General features: G+C 72.9%; 15 protein-coding genes. 2 read left to right on the top strand and 13 right to left on the bottom strand.

The annotated features are described in order from the left end of the window. Nucleotides 1–42 precede the first annotated feature (42 nt). Both JOD65_RS10660 and smc read right to left on the bottom strand, forming a co-directional pair. A complete protein-coding gene (locus JOD65_RS10660) occupies nucleotides 43–495 on the bottom strand; it encodes an acyl-CoA thioesterase (RefSeq protein ID WP_191196685.1) in 453 nt (150 codons plus the stop codon). Then, nucleotides 495–4,049 carry a chromosome segregation protein SMC gene (gene smc / locus JOD65_RS10655; protein WP_191196684.1) on the bottom strand — a complete coding sequence of 1,185 codons (3,555 nt, stop codon included), beginning with the start codon at nucleotides 4,047–4,049 and terminating at the stop codon, nucleotides 495–497. Before smc ends, JOD65_RS10660 begins: the two co-directional genes overlap by 1 nt. 127 nt (nucleotides 4,050–4,176) lie before the next feature. Here smc and JOD65_RS10650 point away from each other — a divergent pair, with 127 nt between their 5' ends. After that, nucleotides 4,177–4,815 (top strand): hypothetical protein, encoded by a 639-nt coding sequence (locus JOD65_RS10650; protein ID WP_191196683.1) that lies wholly within the window; start codon nucleotides 4,177–4,179, stop codon nucleotides 4,813–4,815. A gap of 14 nt (nucleotides 4,816–4,829) precedes the next feature. Here JOD65_RS10650 and JOD65_RS10645 read toward each other — a convergent pair whose 3' ends face one another. The 3 genes from JOD65_RS10645 to JOD65_RS10635 all read right to left on the bottom strand — a co-directional run bounded on the left by JOD65_RS10645 (nucleotide 4,830) and on the right by JOD65_RS10635 (nucleotide 7,846). Further along, nucleotides 4,830–5,306, bottom strand: coding sequence for a GNAT family N-acetyltransferase (locus JOD65_RS10645; protein WP_191196682.1), 477 nt, complete (start codon nucleotides 5,304–5,306; stop codon nucleotides 4,830–4,832). Beyond that, nucleotides 5,299–6,393 carry a pyridoxal-phosphate-dependent aminotransferase family protein gene (locus tag JOD65_RS10640; RefSeq protein WP_191196681.1) on the bottom strand — a complete coding sequence of 365 codons (1,095 nt, stop codon included), beginning with the start codon at nucleotides 6,391–6,393 and terminating at the stop codon, nucleotides 5,299–5,301. Before JOD65_RS10640 ends, JOD65_RS10645 begins: the two co-directional genes overlap by 8 nt. A 91-nt stretch (nucleotides 6,394–6,484) precedes the next feature. Beyond that, nucleotides 6,485–7,846 carry an FAD-binding oxidoreductase gene (locus JOD65_RS10635; RefSeq protein ID WP_191196680.1) on the bottom strand — a complete coding sequence of 454 codons (1,362 nt, stop codon included), beginning with the start codon at nucleotides 7,844–7,846 and terminating at the stop codon, nucleotides 6,485–6,487. A 60-nt stretch (nucleotides 7,847–7,906) separates the two neighbouring features. Between JOD65_RS10635 and JOD65_RS10630 the strand changes: the two genes are divergently transcribed. Then, complete coding sequence (locus JOD65_RS10630) at nucleotides 7,907–8,977, top strand: class I SAM-dependent methyltransferase (protein ID WP_191196679.1); 1,071 nt, start codon at nucleotides 7,907–7,909, stop codon at nucleotides 8,975–8,977. A gap of 27 nt (nucleotides 8,978–9,004) precedes the next feature. Here the strand turns inward: JOD65_RS10630 and JOD65_RS10625 are convergent, their stop codons facing one another. From JOD65_RS10625 to rsmD, 8 genes are all read right to left on the bottom strand, one after another. Next, on the bottom strand, nucleotides 9,005–10,249 hold the full coding sequence (locus JOD65_RS10625) for an MFS transporter (RefSeq protein WP_191196678.1): 1,245 nt from the start codon (nucleotides 10,247–10,249) through the stop codon (nucleotides 9,005–9,007). 68 nt (nucleotides 10,250–10,317) lie between these two features. Further along, entirely contained in the window at nucleotides 10,318–10,509 is a 192-nt protein-coding gene (locus JOD65_RS10620; protein ID WP_191196677.1) for a hypothetical protein, read from the bottom strand. A gap of 74 nt (nucleotides 10,510–10,583) precedes the next feature. Then, nucleotides 10,584–11,489, bottom strand: coding sequence for a bifunctional DNA-formamidopyrimidine glycosylase/DNA-(apurinic or apyrimidinic site) lyase (mutM, locus tag JOD65_RS10615; RefSeq protein WP_191196676.1), 906 nt, complete (start codon nucleotides 11,487–11,489; stop codon nucleotides 10,584–10,586). 3 nt (nucleotides 11,490–11,492) lie between these two features. Then, nucleotides 11,493–12,194, bottom strand: coding sequence for a ribonuclease III (rnc, locus tag JOD65_RS10610; RefSeq protein WP_443678560.1), 702 nt, complete (start codon nucleotides 12,192–12,194; stop codon nucleotides 11,493–11,495). Nucleotides 12,195–12,258: 64 nt separating this feature from the next. Next, a complete protein-coding gene (gene rpmF / locus JOD65_RS10605) occupies nucleotides 12,259–12,444 on the bottom strand; it encodes a 50S ribosomal protein L32 (protein WP_179617666.1) in 186 nt (61 codons plus the stop codon). Nucleotides 12,445–12,504: 60 nt separating this feature from the next. Beyond that, complete coding sequence (locus JOD65_RS10600; protein ID WP_307821079.1) at nucleotides 12,505–13,104, bottom strand: YceD family protein; 600 nt, start codon at nucleotides 13,102–13,104, stop codon at nucleotides 12,505–12,507. A gap of 111 nt (nucleotides 13,105–13,215) precedes the next feature. After that, nucleotides 13,216–13,701, bottom strand: a complete 486-nt coding sequence (coaD, locus tag JOD65_RS10595; RefSeq protein ID WP_191196674.1) for a pantetheine-phosphate adenylyltransferase — start codon at nucleotides 13,699–13,701, stop codon at nucleotides 13,216–13,218. A 44-nt stretch (nucleotides 13,702–13,745) separates the two neighbouring features. Further along, nucleotides 13,746–14,315 carry a 16S rRNA (guanine(966)-N(2))-methyltransferase RsmD gene (gene rsmD, locus JOD65_RS10590; RefSeq protein ID WP_191196673.1) on the bottom strand — a complete coding sequence of 190 codons (570 nt, stop codon included), beginning with the start codon at nucleotides 14,313–14,315 and terminating at the stop codon, nucleotides 13,746–13,748. Nucleotides 14,316–14,325: the final 10 nt, after the last annotated feature.

Raw genomic sequence — 14,325 nt, 5'->3', positions numbered from 1 at the left:
CACGCATCGACGGCCGCCACCGGCGCGTCGGGGTGAGGCCGCTCACCCCTCCGGGCGGAGCAGGGGTACGACGGCCTCGCGCACGACGTCGGGCATCGGGGTGACCGGCCGCTCGCCGGCGCCGTTCGAGTTGTCGACGTAGACGTGGACGAAGCGCCCCTCGGCCGCCGCCTCGTCCGAGGCTCCCTGGAACAGGCCGATGCGGTAGACGATCGAGCTCCATCCCACCTTGTCGACCACGAGGCCCATCTCGATCGGCTCCGGGAAGCCGATCTCACGGAAGTAGCGGCAGCTCGTCTCGGCGACGACGCCGATCTGCGGCAGCGCCCGGACGTCGACGCCGGTCGCCTCGTAGAGGTAGGCGTTGACCGCGGTGTCGAACAGCTCGTAGTAGGTCGCGTTGTTGAGGTGGCCGTAGGCGTCGTCGTCGCGCCACCGCGTCGTCGCGGTCCGCCAGGCGACGTAGTCGGACCGGGTGGGGACGTCCTGGGGCATCAGGCGGATTCCGCGTCGCGGAGCCGCTGGCTGATGACCGCGGAGACGCCGTCGCCCCGCATGGTGACGCCGTAGAGCGCGTCGCCGACCTCCATGGTGCGCTTCTGGTGGGTGATCACGAGCAGCTGGGAGTTCTCGCGCAGCTCCTCGTAGATCTCCAGCAGCCGGCCGAGGTTGGTGTCGTCGAGCGCTGCCTCGACCTCGTCGAGGATGTAGAACGGCGAGGGCCGGGCCTTGAAGAGCGCAACGAGGAAGGCGACCGCGACGAGGGACCGCTCGCCGCCCGACAGCAGCGAGAGCCGCTTGACCTTCTTCCCGGCCGGTCGCGCCTCGACCTCGATGCCGGTGTTGAGCATGTCGTCGGGAGCAGTGAGGACGAGTCGTCCCTCACCGCCCGGGAAGAGGCGCGCGAAGGTGGAGTCGAAGGCCTTCTCCACGTCGGCGTAGGCCTCGGTGAAGACCTGCTCCACGCGGGCGTCGACCTCCCGGACGATGTCGAGGAGGTCCTTGCGGGTGCGCTTGAGGTCCTCGAGCTGCTCGGTGAGGAACTTGTGCCGCTCCTCCATCGCGGAGAACTCCTCCAGCGCGAGCGGGTTGACCCGGCCGAGCATCGACAGGGTCCGCTCGGCGGTGCGCAGGCGCTTGGCCTGCTCCTCGCGCACGAACGGCGTGGGCTCCGGCGGCTCCTCGCCCTCGGGCACCTGCCCGGTGAAGGGGATGAGCGTGGCCGGGCCGTAGTCGTCGACCAGGCCGGAGGGGTCCAGGCCGAGCTCCTCCAGCGCGCGCTCCTCGAGCTGCTCGATGCGCATCTTCTGCTGGGTGCGGGCCATCTCGTCACGGTGGACGGAGCTGACGAGCTCGTCGTGCTCACGGCCGAGGTCGCGCAGCTGGGTGCGCACGGCCATGAGCTCCTGCTCGCTCCCCCGGCGGGACTCCTCCACGGCGGCGCGCTCGTCGGCGGCCAGCATGACCGAGCGCTCGAGCTGGTGGAGCACGACTCGCACCGCGGAGGACACCGCCTTCGCAGCGGCCCCCTCACGGATCAGCCGCTCGCGGCGCTCGGCCGCGCGGGCGCGCGACTCGCGCTCGGCCTGCGCGGCGCGCAGGAGCGAGTCGGCGCGACCGTTGAGCGCCCGTGCCCGCTCCTCGGCGGTGCGCAGGGCGAGACGCGCGTCCATCTCTGCCTGGCGTGCCTCCCGGGCCGCCTCGGCCAGGCGCTCGCGGTCGGCGGTGTCGGGCTCCTCGTCGGTGACGTCCTGGGCCGCGGCGAGTCGGGCCTCGAGGTCGACCAGCCCGGCGAGGGCGGCCTCCCGGGCCTCGCGGGCGGTGGTGATGGCGCGCTCGAGCCGGTCGGCCTCGCCCTTGGCGGCGCGGGCCTGCGAGCCGTACTGCCCGAGCTCCTCGGCCACCGCGGCCAGGGTCGCGTCGGACTCGTGCAGCTTCGCAAGGGCGACGTCGACGCGCTTGAGGGCGTCGTGGCGGGCGGCCTCGAGGCGGGAGATCTCGAAGCCCAGCCGCTCCGCGGACGCGGTCGCCTCGGCGAGCTTGGCACCGGCTTCGTCGACGGCTGCCTGGATCTCGATCAGGCTCGGCTGGCTGGTGGATCCACCGGCCGCGAAGTGGGCGCCGAGCAGGTCGCCCTCGCGAGTCACGGCGACGACGTCGGGACGCTCGGCGACCAGCCGCCGGGCGGCAGGGAGGTCGACGACGACCGCGACCAGGTGGAGCAGCCGCGCCACGGCAGGGCGTACGTCGTCGGGCGCGGACACGACGTCGACGGCGTAGGCCGCTCCGTCGGGAAGCGGGGGCCAGTCGCGGTCGGCGGCAGGTGCGCCACCCAGCAGCATCCCGGCGCGACCGAGGTCGTCGTGCTTGAGGTGGGCGATCGCCTCGACGGCCGAGGCGGCGTCGGAGACGACGACCGCGTCGGCAGCGGCACCGAGCGCGGCGGCGACCGCGGTCTCGTAGCCGTGGTCGACGTCGAGGAGCGCCGCCACCGAGCCGAGCAGGCCGCCGACCTCGTCGGTCGCGGCGAGCAGGGCGCCGGCGCCGTCCTTGCGGTTGAGGCCGATCTCGAGCGCGTCGCGGCGCGCGACGAGGCCGGCGCGCTCGCGCTCGGCCTGCTGGGCGTCCTCACGGGCCCGGGCGAGCTGCTCGTCGATCTCGTCGAGGGCGGCGACGGCGTCCTCGTGCTCGGAGTCGAGACCCTCCTCGCCGGCGTCGAGCCCGGCGACCCGGGTCTCGAGCGCGGTGAAGTCGCGTTGCGCCCGCTCTGCGCGGGTCGCGGCGTCCTCGCGGGCGTCGGTGAGCCGCTGGATCTCGGCGTCGGCCGCCTCGGAGCGGGACGTCAGGGCGTTGACCTGGCCGGTGAGGCGCGCGAGACCCTCGCGCCGGTCGGCGGCTGCTCGCTGGAGCCCAGCGATGCGCTTCTCCTCCTCGGCCGCGGCCTCCTCGGCCGCGCGCTTGGCGACCACGGCGGCGTCTAGGCCCGAGCGCTGCTGCTCGACCTGCTCGGCGATCTCGGCCTCCTGGCGGCGTACGCGCTCGGCCTGGGCCTCGAGGTCGTCGGGGTCGCGGCCGGAATCGACGGTGTCGCCCTCGGCGGCACCGGCCGCGTTGCGGATCCGCTCGTCGGCCAGCGACGCGGTGCCGCGCAGCCGCTCCTTGAGCCCGGACAGGGCGAACCAGGTCTCCTGCGCGGCGGCCAGGCGGGGCAGGTCGTCACGCAGGGTGGCCTCGAGCCGGGACTCCCTCTCGCGCCCGGCGGCGACCTGCGCCTCGACCTCCTCGCGCCGCTGCACGAGCAGCGACTCGTCGGCCATCTCGGACTCGAGCGCCGTGCGCGCGTTGACGAGGTCGTCGGCGAGGAGGCGGGCGCGGGCGTCGCGCACGTCGGCCTGCACCGTCTGCGCCTGCCGGGCGACCTCGGCCTGCCGGCCGAGCGGCTTCAGCTGGCGACGGATCTCCGAGAGCAGGTCGGCCAGCCGGGTGAGGTTGCCGTCGGTGGCGTCGAGCTTGCGGAGCGCCTTCTCCTTGCGCTTGCGGTGCTTGAGGACGCCGGCGGCCTCCTCGATGAAGCCGCGGCGGTCCTCGGGGGTGGCGTGCAGGATCGAGTCGAGCTGCCCCTGGCCGACGATGACGTGCATCTCGCGGCCGATGCCGGAGTCGCTGAGCAGCTCCTGCACGTCGAGCAGCCGGCACCCGGTGCCGTTGATGGCGTACTCCGAGCCGCCGTTGCGGAACATCGTGCGGCTGATCGTGACCTCGGCGTAGTCGATCGGCAGCGCGCCGTCGGAGTTGTCGATGGTCAGCTGCACCTCGGCGCGGCCCAGCGGGGGGCGGCCGGAGGTGCCGGCGAAGATGACGTCCTCCATCTTGCCGCCGCGCAGGCTCTTGGCGCCCTGCTCGCCCATCACCCAGGCGAGGGCGTCGACGACGTTGGACTTGCCCGATCCGTTGGGGCCGACGATGCAGGTGATGCCCGGCTCGAGCTGCATGGTCGTCGAGGACGCGAAGGACTTGAACCCCTTGAGGGTCAGGCTCTTCAGGTACAACGCGGGCTCCTCACCGGGTCGAGAGACGGCCACTGACAACTGGGGAAGCTCAGCGCGGCTCACCCTACGACACCCGCCGCCGCTCGCGGCCGTTGCACGCGGCGTGGCACCGGGCCATGCTGGGGCGATGCCGAGCCCGCTCATCCCCCTCGCCGCGGCCCTGGCCGTCCTCGCCGCGCTCCTTGCGCCGTCAGCGGTCGTCGCTGCGCCGGCACCGCCCGAGCGGCTCACCCGGGCGGACCTCCTCACGCTCGAGGACCACGTCGTCGTCTACCCCGACATGCGCGATCCGCTGCGCACCGTGATGCGGTCCCCCGTCTTCTCGCCGCGGGGCTGCGAGGACCAGGGCGTCGCGGTGCGCGGCAGCAGCGCGATCGAGGGCAGCGTCTCGCCCAGCAGCCGGCGCCGCTCGGTGGCGCTCATCGACCAGACCCTCGTCCGGTTCGACTCGGTGCGCAAGGCCCGCGCCCTCGTGCAGCGCTACCGCGGCTTCAGCAAGCACTGCGTGGGCGACGTCGACACCGACGACGGTGAGGGCAGCGACGTCCGCCTCAAGAACCGCGCGTGGTTCCCGCCGCTGGTCGGTGACGAGTCCGCCGGGATGCTTATCGGGTGGTTCCAGTCGGACTTCGCCGACTGGCGCCGGGTCCTGGTCGTGCGGACCGGCCGCACGGTCTCGGTCCTCGACGTCAGCTTCACCGACGTACGCCCGCCCCAGCGCGGCGTCGTGGCGCTCGGTCGGCTGGCGGTCGAGCGGCTGGACTGACCCCGTCGGCGCGGTCAGAGGTCGCGACGCATCTGCTGCGCCGTGACGGCGTAGCCGAGCGAGTCGTAGAGCCGGATCGCTGCCGTGTTGTGCCCGAAGACGTTGAGGGCGATCGTCGTCGCGCCCAGCTCCCGCGCCTGCTCGTGCAAGGCCTCCATCAGCTGCCGGCCGAGACCCTGCCCCCGTCGGTCGGCGTCGAGGTGCACGTCGTAGACCCAGGCCGACACCCCGGAGGTCTTGCGGCGCAGTTCGAGCCAGCCCAGGCCGACGGCCTCACCGTCACCGGTCACCGCCGTCCACAGGTGCATGCCGGGGCTGGGCAACCCGTCGGGCAGCAGCTCGGCGAACTCTCCCTCGGCGGTCGCCAGGGCATCAGCGGGGTCCAGGCCGCGCGCCTCGGCGATCTCGCGGGCGTAGTCCTGCACGGACCGCGTGCGGTAGGTGTCGTACTCGTGCTGCGTCATCGGACGCAGCACCAGGCCGTCAGCCACGACCCAGGACGTCCTTCAGCGCCGCGAGCACGAGCAGCACCGCGTCGGGGCGGGCGTTGCGGCCCATGAGGCCGATGCGCCAGACACTGGCGGCGTACGCCCCCGCACCCGCGCCGATCTCGATGCCGTGGCGGTCGAGCAGCTCCTTGCGGACGGCCGCGGAGTCGACGCCGTCGGGCACGTTGACCGTCGTGAGCTCCGGCAGCCGGCTGCCCTCGGCGGCGAACAGCTCGAGGCCCATCTCCTGGAGCCCCGCCTGCAGCGCGTCGCCGGCCTCCTGGTGGCGCGCCCACACGCCCTCGAGCCCCTCCTCGAGGATCCGGGTGAGTCCGCCGTGGAGGCTCGCGACCATCGCCGTGGGTGCGGTGTGGTGGTAGGTCCGCTGGCCGCCCTTGACGCCGGCCTCACCGACGTAGCCCCCGAGCATGCCGAGGTCGAGGTACCACGATCGCGGCGTCTCGACGCGGCGCTCGAAGGCGCGGTCGTTGATGGTGAACGGCGCCAGTCCGGGGGCGACGCCGAGGCACTTCTGGGTGCCGGCATAGCCGATGTCGACGCCCCAGTCGTCGGCGCGCAGCTCGATGCCGCCGATCGAGGTCACGGCGTCGGTGAGGAGCAGGGCGTCACCCTTCCCGGCCCCCAGCGCGGCGATGTCGGAGCGGACGCCCGTCGAGGTCTCTGCGTGGACCGCGGCGATGATCGCGGGCGACGGGTGCGCGGCGAGCACGCGGTCGACGTCGACCGGCTGCCCCCAGTCGTGCTCGACCGCGACGACCTCGGCGCCGCACCGGGCTGCGACGTCGGTCATGCGCTGGCCGAAGAGCCCGTTGACCGCGACCACGACGACGTCGCCGGGGTGCACGGTGTTGACGAACGCCGCCTCCATGCCGGCCGATCCGGTCGCGCTGAGCGGCAGCGTGCGGGTGTTGTCGGTGCCCCAGGCGGCGCGCAGCATGTCGCAGGTCTCATCCATGATCCGGAGGAACTCCGGGTCGAGGTGCCCGAGCAGCGGCTCGGCGAGTGCGCGCGTGGCCTCCGGGTAGGGGTTGGAGGGACCGGGACCGAAGAGGTGGCGCTCGCGGATCATGGAGCCGACGGTAGACCCACCCCACGACGTTCTTCTCCCCCGCTCAGCTCCTCCGAACAACGCCGCGGGGACCCCGGGCAGCCGATGGGCTTCATAGGACAGCACCCGGGTTGAGGATGCCGGCGGGGTCGAGGGCGTCCTTGATGCGCCGCGACAGCGCCATCACGTCCTCGCCGAGCTGGTCGGGCAGCGCGGCCTTCTTGGTGCGCCCCACCCCGTGCTCGCCGGTGATGGTCCCGCCGAGGCGGATGGCCGCCTGGAGGATGTCGTCGAACGCGGCGCGGGCCCGGCGCTCGGAGTCCGCGTCGGCGGCGTCGTAGACGATGATCGGGTGGGTGTTGCCGTCGCCCGCGTGAGCCACGGTGGGGATCTCGACGTCGTGGCGCTCGGCGATCTCCGTGACCGCGGCGAGGAGGTCGGGCAGCAGCGGCACCGCGGCGCCGACGTCCTCCAGCAGCAGGCTGCCGCGTGCCTCGACGGCCGGGAAGGCCATCCGCCGGGCCTCGACGAACATCTCCCCCTCGGCCGGGTCGTCGGTGACCACGACCTCGGTCGCACCGGCGGCGACGCAGGCCGCCTCGACGGTGGCGATCTCCGCGGTCCGGGCATCGCCCGGTGCGTCGGACTGGGCAACCAGCAGCGCGCCGGCCGTGCGGTCGAGGCCGCGCGGGCTGAAGTCCTCGACGGCGTTGATGGTGGCGCGGTCCATCAGCTCCATCATCGAGGGCCGCAGCGAGCGTCGTACGGCGACGACCGCCTCGGCCGCGGCCACCACCGACGGGAACGACGCCACCAGCGTCGCGGGCGGGAGCGGCAGCGGCACCAACCGCAGGATCGCCCTGGTGACGATGCCGAGCGTGCCCTCGGACCCGACGAACAGCTTGAGCAGGGAGAACCCGGCGACGTCCTTGATCCGCTTGCCGCCGAGGGTGATGAGGGTGCCGTCGGCGAGGACGACGTCGAGGCCGAGGACGTAGTCGGTGGTGACGCCGTACTTCACGCAGCACAGGCCGCCGGCGTTGGTGGCGACGTTGCCGCCGATCGAGCAGATCTCGTAGGACGACGGGTCCGGCGGGTACCAGAGGCCGTGCTCGCGCGAGGCGGCCTTCACCTCGGCGTTGAAGGCGCCCGGCTCGACGACGGCGACCTGGCAGCTGGTGTCGATCTCGATCGCCCGCATCCGCTCGAGGCTGAGCACGATGCCGCCGTCGACCGCGCTGGCGCCACCCGAGAGACCTGACCCGGCGCCACGCGGCACGACCGGTACGCCGTGACGGGCCGCCCAGCGCACCGCGACCTGCACATGCTCGGCGTCCTCGACGCGCACCACCGCCACCGGGGTGCCGGCGCCGACGTCGCGCGACCAGTCGTGGCGGTAGGTGTCGACGGTCGCGGGGTCCGTCGCGACGACACCGGCGGGCAGGGACTCCACGAGCTCTGCGAGGGCATCCACGCGCCCATCGTGGCACGGGGTGCGGGGCACCGGCCGGGTGACGACCTAGGGTCGGCAGGCATGAGAGCCGCACGCCGTGCCCGGATCGTGGGGGACGTCGACCTCCGTCAGGGGCGTTGCCTCGAGATCGGTCCCCTGGCCAACCCCGTCGTCAGCGCCGAGGTGGCCGACGTCCGCTACGTCGACGTCGTCGACCGGACTGGGCTGGTCGCCCACTACGAGGGCAACCCGGCCGTCGATCCCGACGCGATCCCCGAGCAGCACTTCTGGCTCACCCGCCCCGACGGCACCGTGTCGACGCTCGCCGAGGCGGTCGCGGCCGACGCGCCCTACCAGCACGTGGTGGCCAGCCACGTCATCGAGCACGTGCCCGACATGGTCGGCTGGCTGCGCGACGTCGCCCAGGTGCTCACCTGGGACGGCGCCCTGCTGCTGGCCGTCCCGGACCGCCGCTACTGCTTCGACGTGCACCGCACCCCGGCGACCGTCGGCCAGGTGGTCCAGGCGCACCTCGACGGCGACCGCACGCCGTCGGTGCGCGCGGTGCTCGACCACTTCATGCGGGCCGTCGACCACTCCGCCGAGCAGGCGTGGGCCGGCGAGGAGCCGCCGACGCAGGGGTCGCACCCGCTCGACGACGTACGCCGGCACGTCGCCCGGCAGCAGGCCGGTGACTACGTCGACTGCCACGTCTGGCCCCTGACGCCGCAGGTCTTCGCCGGCCTGCTGGACGACCTGCTCGCCCTCGGCCACGTCGACTTCGCCGTCGAGCGGATCACCGCGACGCGGGTGGGCGACCAGGAGTTCTACGCGACCCTGCGACGGCTCGACCGCCGGCGCGACCCGGCGGTGGCCACCGAGGAGGCGCGAGCCGCCCTCGCCCGGCTCCGGGCCGAGCTCCCGGACGAGTCGCCGTCACCGCGGCCCGGCGACGCGGACCTGGTGCCGGCCCACGTCGTCGCCGACCTCGAGCAACAGCTCACGGAGACACGCGAACGTCTCGCGAAGGTGCGGTCGGCCCGCGACCGGGCGCGCCGCGAGCGCGACCGGGCGCGTGCCGAGGCGACGGACCCCGCCCCACGGGACGGCACCGGCCTGGTGGCTCGGTTGGGACGCCGGCTGCGTCCCTGACGTCGGTCCGGAGCCGTCGTAGCCCGGTCAGGCGGTCGCGGCCGCGGGCTCGTCGGCGTGCGCGATGCTCGGCAACCGCGACCACACGAGCGCGAGGGTGAGGCCGGAGCCGACGAAGGCGAACCAGAACGGCGCGGCCAGCCCCCAGTGCTGGGCGATCACGCCGCCGATGCCCTGCCCGATGACCATCCCACCGAAGACGAAGATCAGGTAGACCGAGCCCACCCGGCCCTGGAACTCCATCGGCACGGCCCGCTGGCGCACGACCTGCGAGACGTTGAACCACACGAACGCGTAGGCGCCGAAGCCGAACATGATCAACAGGGCGACCCACGGCACGGTGGTGAGCGCCAGCGCCAGGTGCATGAGGACCTCCAGGAGGAGGCAGGTCTTCATCAGGGTCGCGAGGTCGAAGCGGCGCTCCAGCCGACCGTAGAGGAACGTGCCGACCATCCCGCCGAGCGCCGAGGCGGTGGTCAGCAGGCCGAAGCCCACCTCCCCCATGTGCACCCGGTCGAGGGACCAGAGCACGAGGATCGACCACGCGGCGCCCCAGGTGATGTTGAAGGTCAGGATCACGATGGCCAGGGTGCGGATCGCCGCGTGGCCCCAGAGCCACCGGATGCCCTCGACGATGTCCTGGCGCACGTGGGTGTCCACCGAGGCGCGCACCTGGTCGCGGGTCGAGCCGATGCGCGACACCAGGACCACGCCGAGCAGGACGCACACGAGCTGGCTCGCGAACGGCCACACCATCCCGGCTGCGAACAGGAACGCCCCGACCGGCGGTCCGACGAGCTGGTTGGCCGTCAGGAGACCGGCCTGCATCCGGGAGTTGGCGATGCCGAGGTCGGCCTTGTCGACGAACATCGGGGTGAGCGTGCTCGAGGTCGAGTCGGCGAACACCTCGGCCACGCCCAGCGCGAAGACCGAGACCAGCACGACCGTGATGGACACGTGACCGGTGGCGATCGAGGCGCAGAGCAGCGCGAGGACGACGGTGCGCACGAGGTTCGCGGTCACCACGACCGTACGCCGGTCGAGGCGGTCGGCCATGGCGCCCGCGTGCAGCCCGATCAGCAGCCACGGCAGTCCACGCAGCAGCCCGGCCATCGCGACCAGGCGCGCGTCGTCGGTCTGCGAGGCGACGAGCAGCGGCCCGGCCGCCATCGCGACCCCGTCGCCGATGTTGGTCGTCCACGACGAGGCGAGCAGCCACCGGAAGCGTCGGCCGAGACGGGCCGGCAGGACGGTCTCGACGAAGCGGGTCACAAGCGCGAGACCCTACGCCGGGGGTCGGCGGGGTGCAGCAGGTTTTCCGTGACGTGACGCGGGTCGCGTCAGGCGGGCTGGAGGTCCTCCACCTTCAGCTCGTCACGAGCAGCCGCAGCCAGGCGGTCGTTCTCGGCCTGCAGCCGGAGGACGAGTGACTCGAGGTCCCCGACCCGGCGGCGGAGCCGGCTGTTCTCGACTGCGAGGACCGAGGCGGTCCGTACGTCGTTGTTCACATGACCCATCAGCGCCTTCGCCATGGGGTGCCTTTCCAGAAGGGGGTACTGGACCGCGTAGCGGCCGTCTCCAAGAGTCCCACCGAGGTGGCGGGCGGTCAACGCCTACCGGCGCGCCGCGCTCGCGGCGGCCGCTGGCAGGTCGGGCAGAAGAACGACGAGCGGTTCATGAAGGCGACGCGGCGGATGGCGGTGCCGCAGCGTCCGCACGGCTCCCCCTCCTGGCCGTAGGCGTCGAGGGAGCGGTCGAAGTAGCCGGACTCGCCGTTGACGTTGACGTAGAGGGCGTCGAAGGACGTGCCGCCCTGGGCCAGCGCCTGGCCCATCACGTCGCGGACGTGGCCGAGCAGCTCGCGCAGCACCGGACCGGTGAGCCGGTCCCCCGGCCGCTCTCCGTTCAGCCGGGCGCGCCAGAGCGCCTCGTCGGCATAGATGTTGCCCACGCCCGAGATGAGGCCCTGGTCGAGCAGCAGCCGCTTGACAGCGGACGTACGACGCCGCGCGCGGCGCACGAACTCGTCGTCGTCGAACTCCGGGTCGATCGGGTCGCGGGCGATGTGCACGATCTCGGCCGGCAGCTCCGCGCCGCCTGCCGAGACCACGAGGCCGCCGAACATGCGCTGGTCGACGAAGCGCATCTCGAGGGGCCTGGTGACGGGCGCCGGGGTGCCCTCCTCGACCAGCGGCGCGGGGGCGGCGAGCGTGAACCGGACCCGCAGGTGGCGCTCGTCGAGCGCACCCGGCTCGTGGAGGAGCATCTGCCCGCTCATGCCGAGGTGGCCCAGCAGGGCGTCACCGTTGGCGAGGGCGAGCCAGAAGTACTTGCCGCGGCGGCGGACCGCCTCGATGCGCTGGCCCACCAGGGCGGCGGCGAACCCGGTCGGCCCGCGGTGGTCGCGGCGCACGGGCCGCGGGTGGAGCACCTCGACGGCCTCGATGCTCGCGCCGACGACGTGGCGCTCGAGCCCGGCGCGGACGACCTCGACCTCGGGGAGCTCGGGCACGTCTCAGGCGTCGGGGCCGGTGGCCGCGGCCGGTGCCACGACAGGCGCAGGAACGGCCTCCGGCACGGGCTGGCCGTTGGCGTGGGCAGCCTTGATCTCGCGGTAGGCGGTCTCGGCGGCGCCCTGCTCGGCCTCCTTCTTGGAGCGGCCGGTGCCGTTGCCGAGGACCTGCTGGCCGACGCGCACGCGCGCGACGAAGGTCTTCATGTGGTCGGGGCCGTCGTCCTCGATGAGGTACTCGGGGACGCCCAGCCCGAGGTCGGCCGAGAGCTCCTGGAGCGAGGTCTTCCAGTCGAGGCCGGCGCCCATGGACGCCGCGGCCTCCATCACCGGGTCGAAGAGGAGGTGGACGACCTTGGCGGCCTCGTCGATGCCACCGCTGAGGTGGATCGCCCCGATGACCGCCTCGACGGTGTCGGACAGGATCGAGGCCTTGTCGCGACCGCCGGTGGTCTCCTCGCCGCGACCGAGCTTGATGTGCTGGCCGAGACCGATCTGCCGCGCGACGTCGGCGAGGGCGCGCGCGTTGACCACCGCGGCCCGCAGCTTGGCCAAGCGGCCCTCGCTGAAGTCCGGGTGGACGCGGTAGAGCGTCTCGGTGACCACGACCCCGAGCACGGAGTCCCCCAGGAACTCCAGGCGCTCGTTGGTCGGGAGCTGCCCGTTCTCGTAGGCGAACGAGCGGTGGGTCAGGGCACGCTGCAGCAGCTCGGGATCCAGGACCGGATCACCGAGCGCTGCGCGGAGCTCGTCGGTGGTCAGAGGACGATCAGAGAACTTGGCGACGGTCGGCCTTGGCGCCGTACTGGCCGCACTGGCCGCACGCGCGGTGCGGGAGGTGCTTGGCGCCGCAGGCGGGGTTGGCGCACGTCGCGAGGGTCGGCGCGACGGCCTTCCACTGCGAACGGCGGTGACGCGTGTTGCTGCGCGACATCTTCCGCTTCGGAACAGCCATGGTGGTCTCCTACTTAACGTGTGGCTTGCTTGCTTCTCCGCCGGGGATTCCCGGTGGAGGTCAGTCCTGGGTGTCCTGCTGGTTCGGTGCTGGGTCTGCTGCCGTGTCCGGCCTGAGCTGCTGGAGCCCTGCCCAGCGCGGGTCGATCGCCGCGTCGTGCGCGTGGTCCGGGTCGTCCGCGAGTCGCGCACCGCACTCGGTGCACAATCCCGGGCAATCGTCCATGCACAGCGGCTGGAACGGTAGTGCGAGCACCACCGCGTCCCGCAGCAGGGGCTCGAGGTCGATCAGGTCGTCCTCGAGCCGGCTGGTCTCGTCGTCGAGGTCGCGGTCGTCGTGCTCCGCGGCCTTGTCGTGCTGGTCGGGGTAGACGTAGAGCTCCTGCAGCGTCACGTGGATCTCGTCCTCGATCTGCTGCAGGCAGCGTACGCACTCCCCCTCGAGCGCGGCCGTGGCCGTGCCCGTGAGCAGCACGCCCTCCATGACCGCCTCCAGCCGCAGGTCGAGCTCGACCGGCGATCCTTCGGGGACAGAGAGGACTTCGATGCCAAGTTCTGCTGGCGCCGGAACGGAGAGCTCGAGCTCACGCTGGGACCCCGGACGGCGGCCGAGCTCGCGCGTATCAAGCACAAGCGGCGCCTTCGGGTCCAGGCTGCTCACGTCGAACTCCCACATCTGGACACCAACACAACCTCGGAATCGTATCCGTCGCCCCACCGACGGGGCAAAACGAGTGACGGGTGGGCGCACCCCAGGGGGTCTGGGCGGAGCTCAGGCCCGGCGCTCGGCGAGCCGCGACACGAGCTGCTCGCGCACGGAATCGGGGACCAGGCCACGTACGTCGCCCCCGAGCGCCGCGACCTCCTTGATCAGGCTCGAGGAGACGAACGCGTTGCCGACGGCACCGGGGAGGAAGACGGTCTCGACCGAGGTGAGGTGCGAGTTCATCTGCGCCATCGGAAGCTCATACTCGTAGTCGCCGGCCCCGCGCAGGCCCTTGACGATCGCCACGGCCTCGATCTCGCGGCAGAAGTCGACGATGAGCCCGTCGAAGCCCGACACGCGCACGTTGGCGATGCCCGAGGTGGCCTCGCGCAGCATCGCGATGCGCTCGTCGGGCGTGAACAGCCGGTTCTTGCTCATGTTGACGCCGACGGCGATGACGACCTCGTCGAAGAGCTTCGCGGCACGACCGACGATGTCGAGGTGGCCGTTGGTCACCGGGTCGAACGACCCGGGGCAGACAGCGCGACGCACGGGCGTCCTTCCTTCGGGGCGGGGGCTCTGGTCCCGTCTCGGGATCAGGGGGCCACGGTGGCGTGACCGTACCAAAGCGTGGTCTCGCCGTAGCGCCGTGTGCGGTCCTCCTCGAGGCCGGGCGGCCAGCTGACGACGGTGCGCTTGGCCGCCCGCTCGACGACCACCAGGGCACCCGGCACGAGCCAGCCGTGGTCCACCAGCGCGGCCAGGTCGGCGTCGACGTCCTGGTCGGACATCGGGTAGGGCGGGTCGGCGAAGACCACGTCGTAGGGCGCGGCGGGAGGCGACGCGAGGAACGACGCCACGGAGGTCGCGACCACCCGGGCGCGCGAGAAGCCGAGGGTGGCGGCGTTGCGGGCGATCAACGATGCGGTGCGCCGGTCGTGCTCCACCATCGTCACGACGCCGGCGCCCCGCGACCACGCCTCCAGCCCCACGGCGCCGGAGCCGGCGTACAGGTCGAGGAAGCGCAGCCCGTCGAGCGAGCCGGTGCGCGACTCGATCGCGGAGAACAACGCCTCGCGCACCCGATCGCTCGTGGGACGGGTCGTCTGGCCGCGCGGCGTCTCGAGCCGGCGGCCCCCCGCCGTGCCCCCGATGATGCGAGTCATGTCCCCGTGG

This window comes from Nocardioides cavernae (genome assembly GCF_016907475.1).
Classification (GTDB): Bacteria; Actinomycetota; Actinomycetes; order Propionibacteriales; family Nocardioidaceae; genus Nocardioides; species Nocardioides cavernae.
The sequence above is the reverse complement of the archived record's forward strand: the minus strand, read 5'-3'. Positions and strand labels throughout refer to the sequence as shown.

Coding starts and splice junctions, on each gene's coding strand:
- JOD65_RS10660 (WP_191196685.1), bottom strand. CDS start 495: ATGCCCCAGGACGTCCCCACCCGGTCCGACTACGTCGCCTGGCGGACC.
- JOD65_RS10650 (WP_191196683.1), top strand. CDS start 4,177: ATGCCGAGCCCGCTCATCCCCCTCGCCGCGGCCCTGGCCGTCCTCGCC.
- JOD65_RS10640 (WP_191196681.1), bottom strand. CDS start 6,393: ATGATCCGCGAGCGCCACCTCTTCGGTCCCGGTCCCTCCAACCCCTAC.
- JOD65_RS10630 (WP_191196679.1), top strand. CDS start 7,907: ATGAGAGCCGCACGCCGTGCCCGGATCGTGGGGGACGTCGACCTCCGT.
- JOD65_RS10620 (WP_191196677.1), bottom strand. CDS start 10,509: ATGGCGAAGGCGCTGATGGGTCATGTGAACAACGACGTACGGACCGCC.
- rpmF (WP_179617666.1), bottom strand. CDS start 12,444: ATGGCTGTTCCGAAGCGGAAGATGTCGCGCAGCAACACGCGTCACCGC.
- rsmD (WP_191196673.1), bottom strand. CDS start 14,315: ATGACTCGCATCATCGGGGGCACGGCGGGGGGCCGCCGGCTCGAGACG.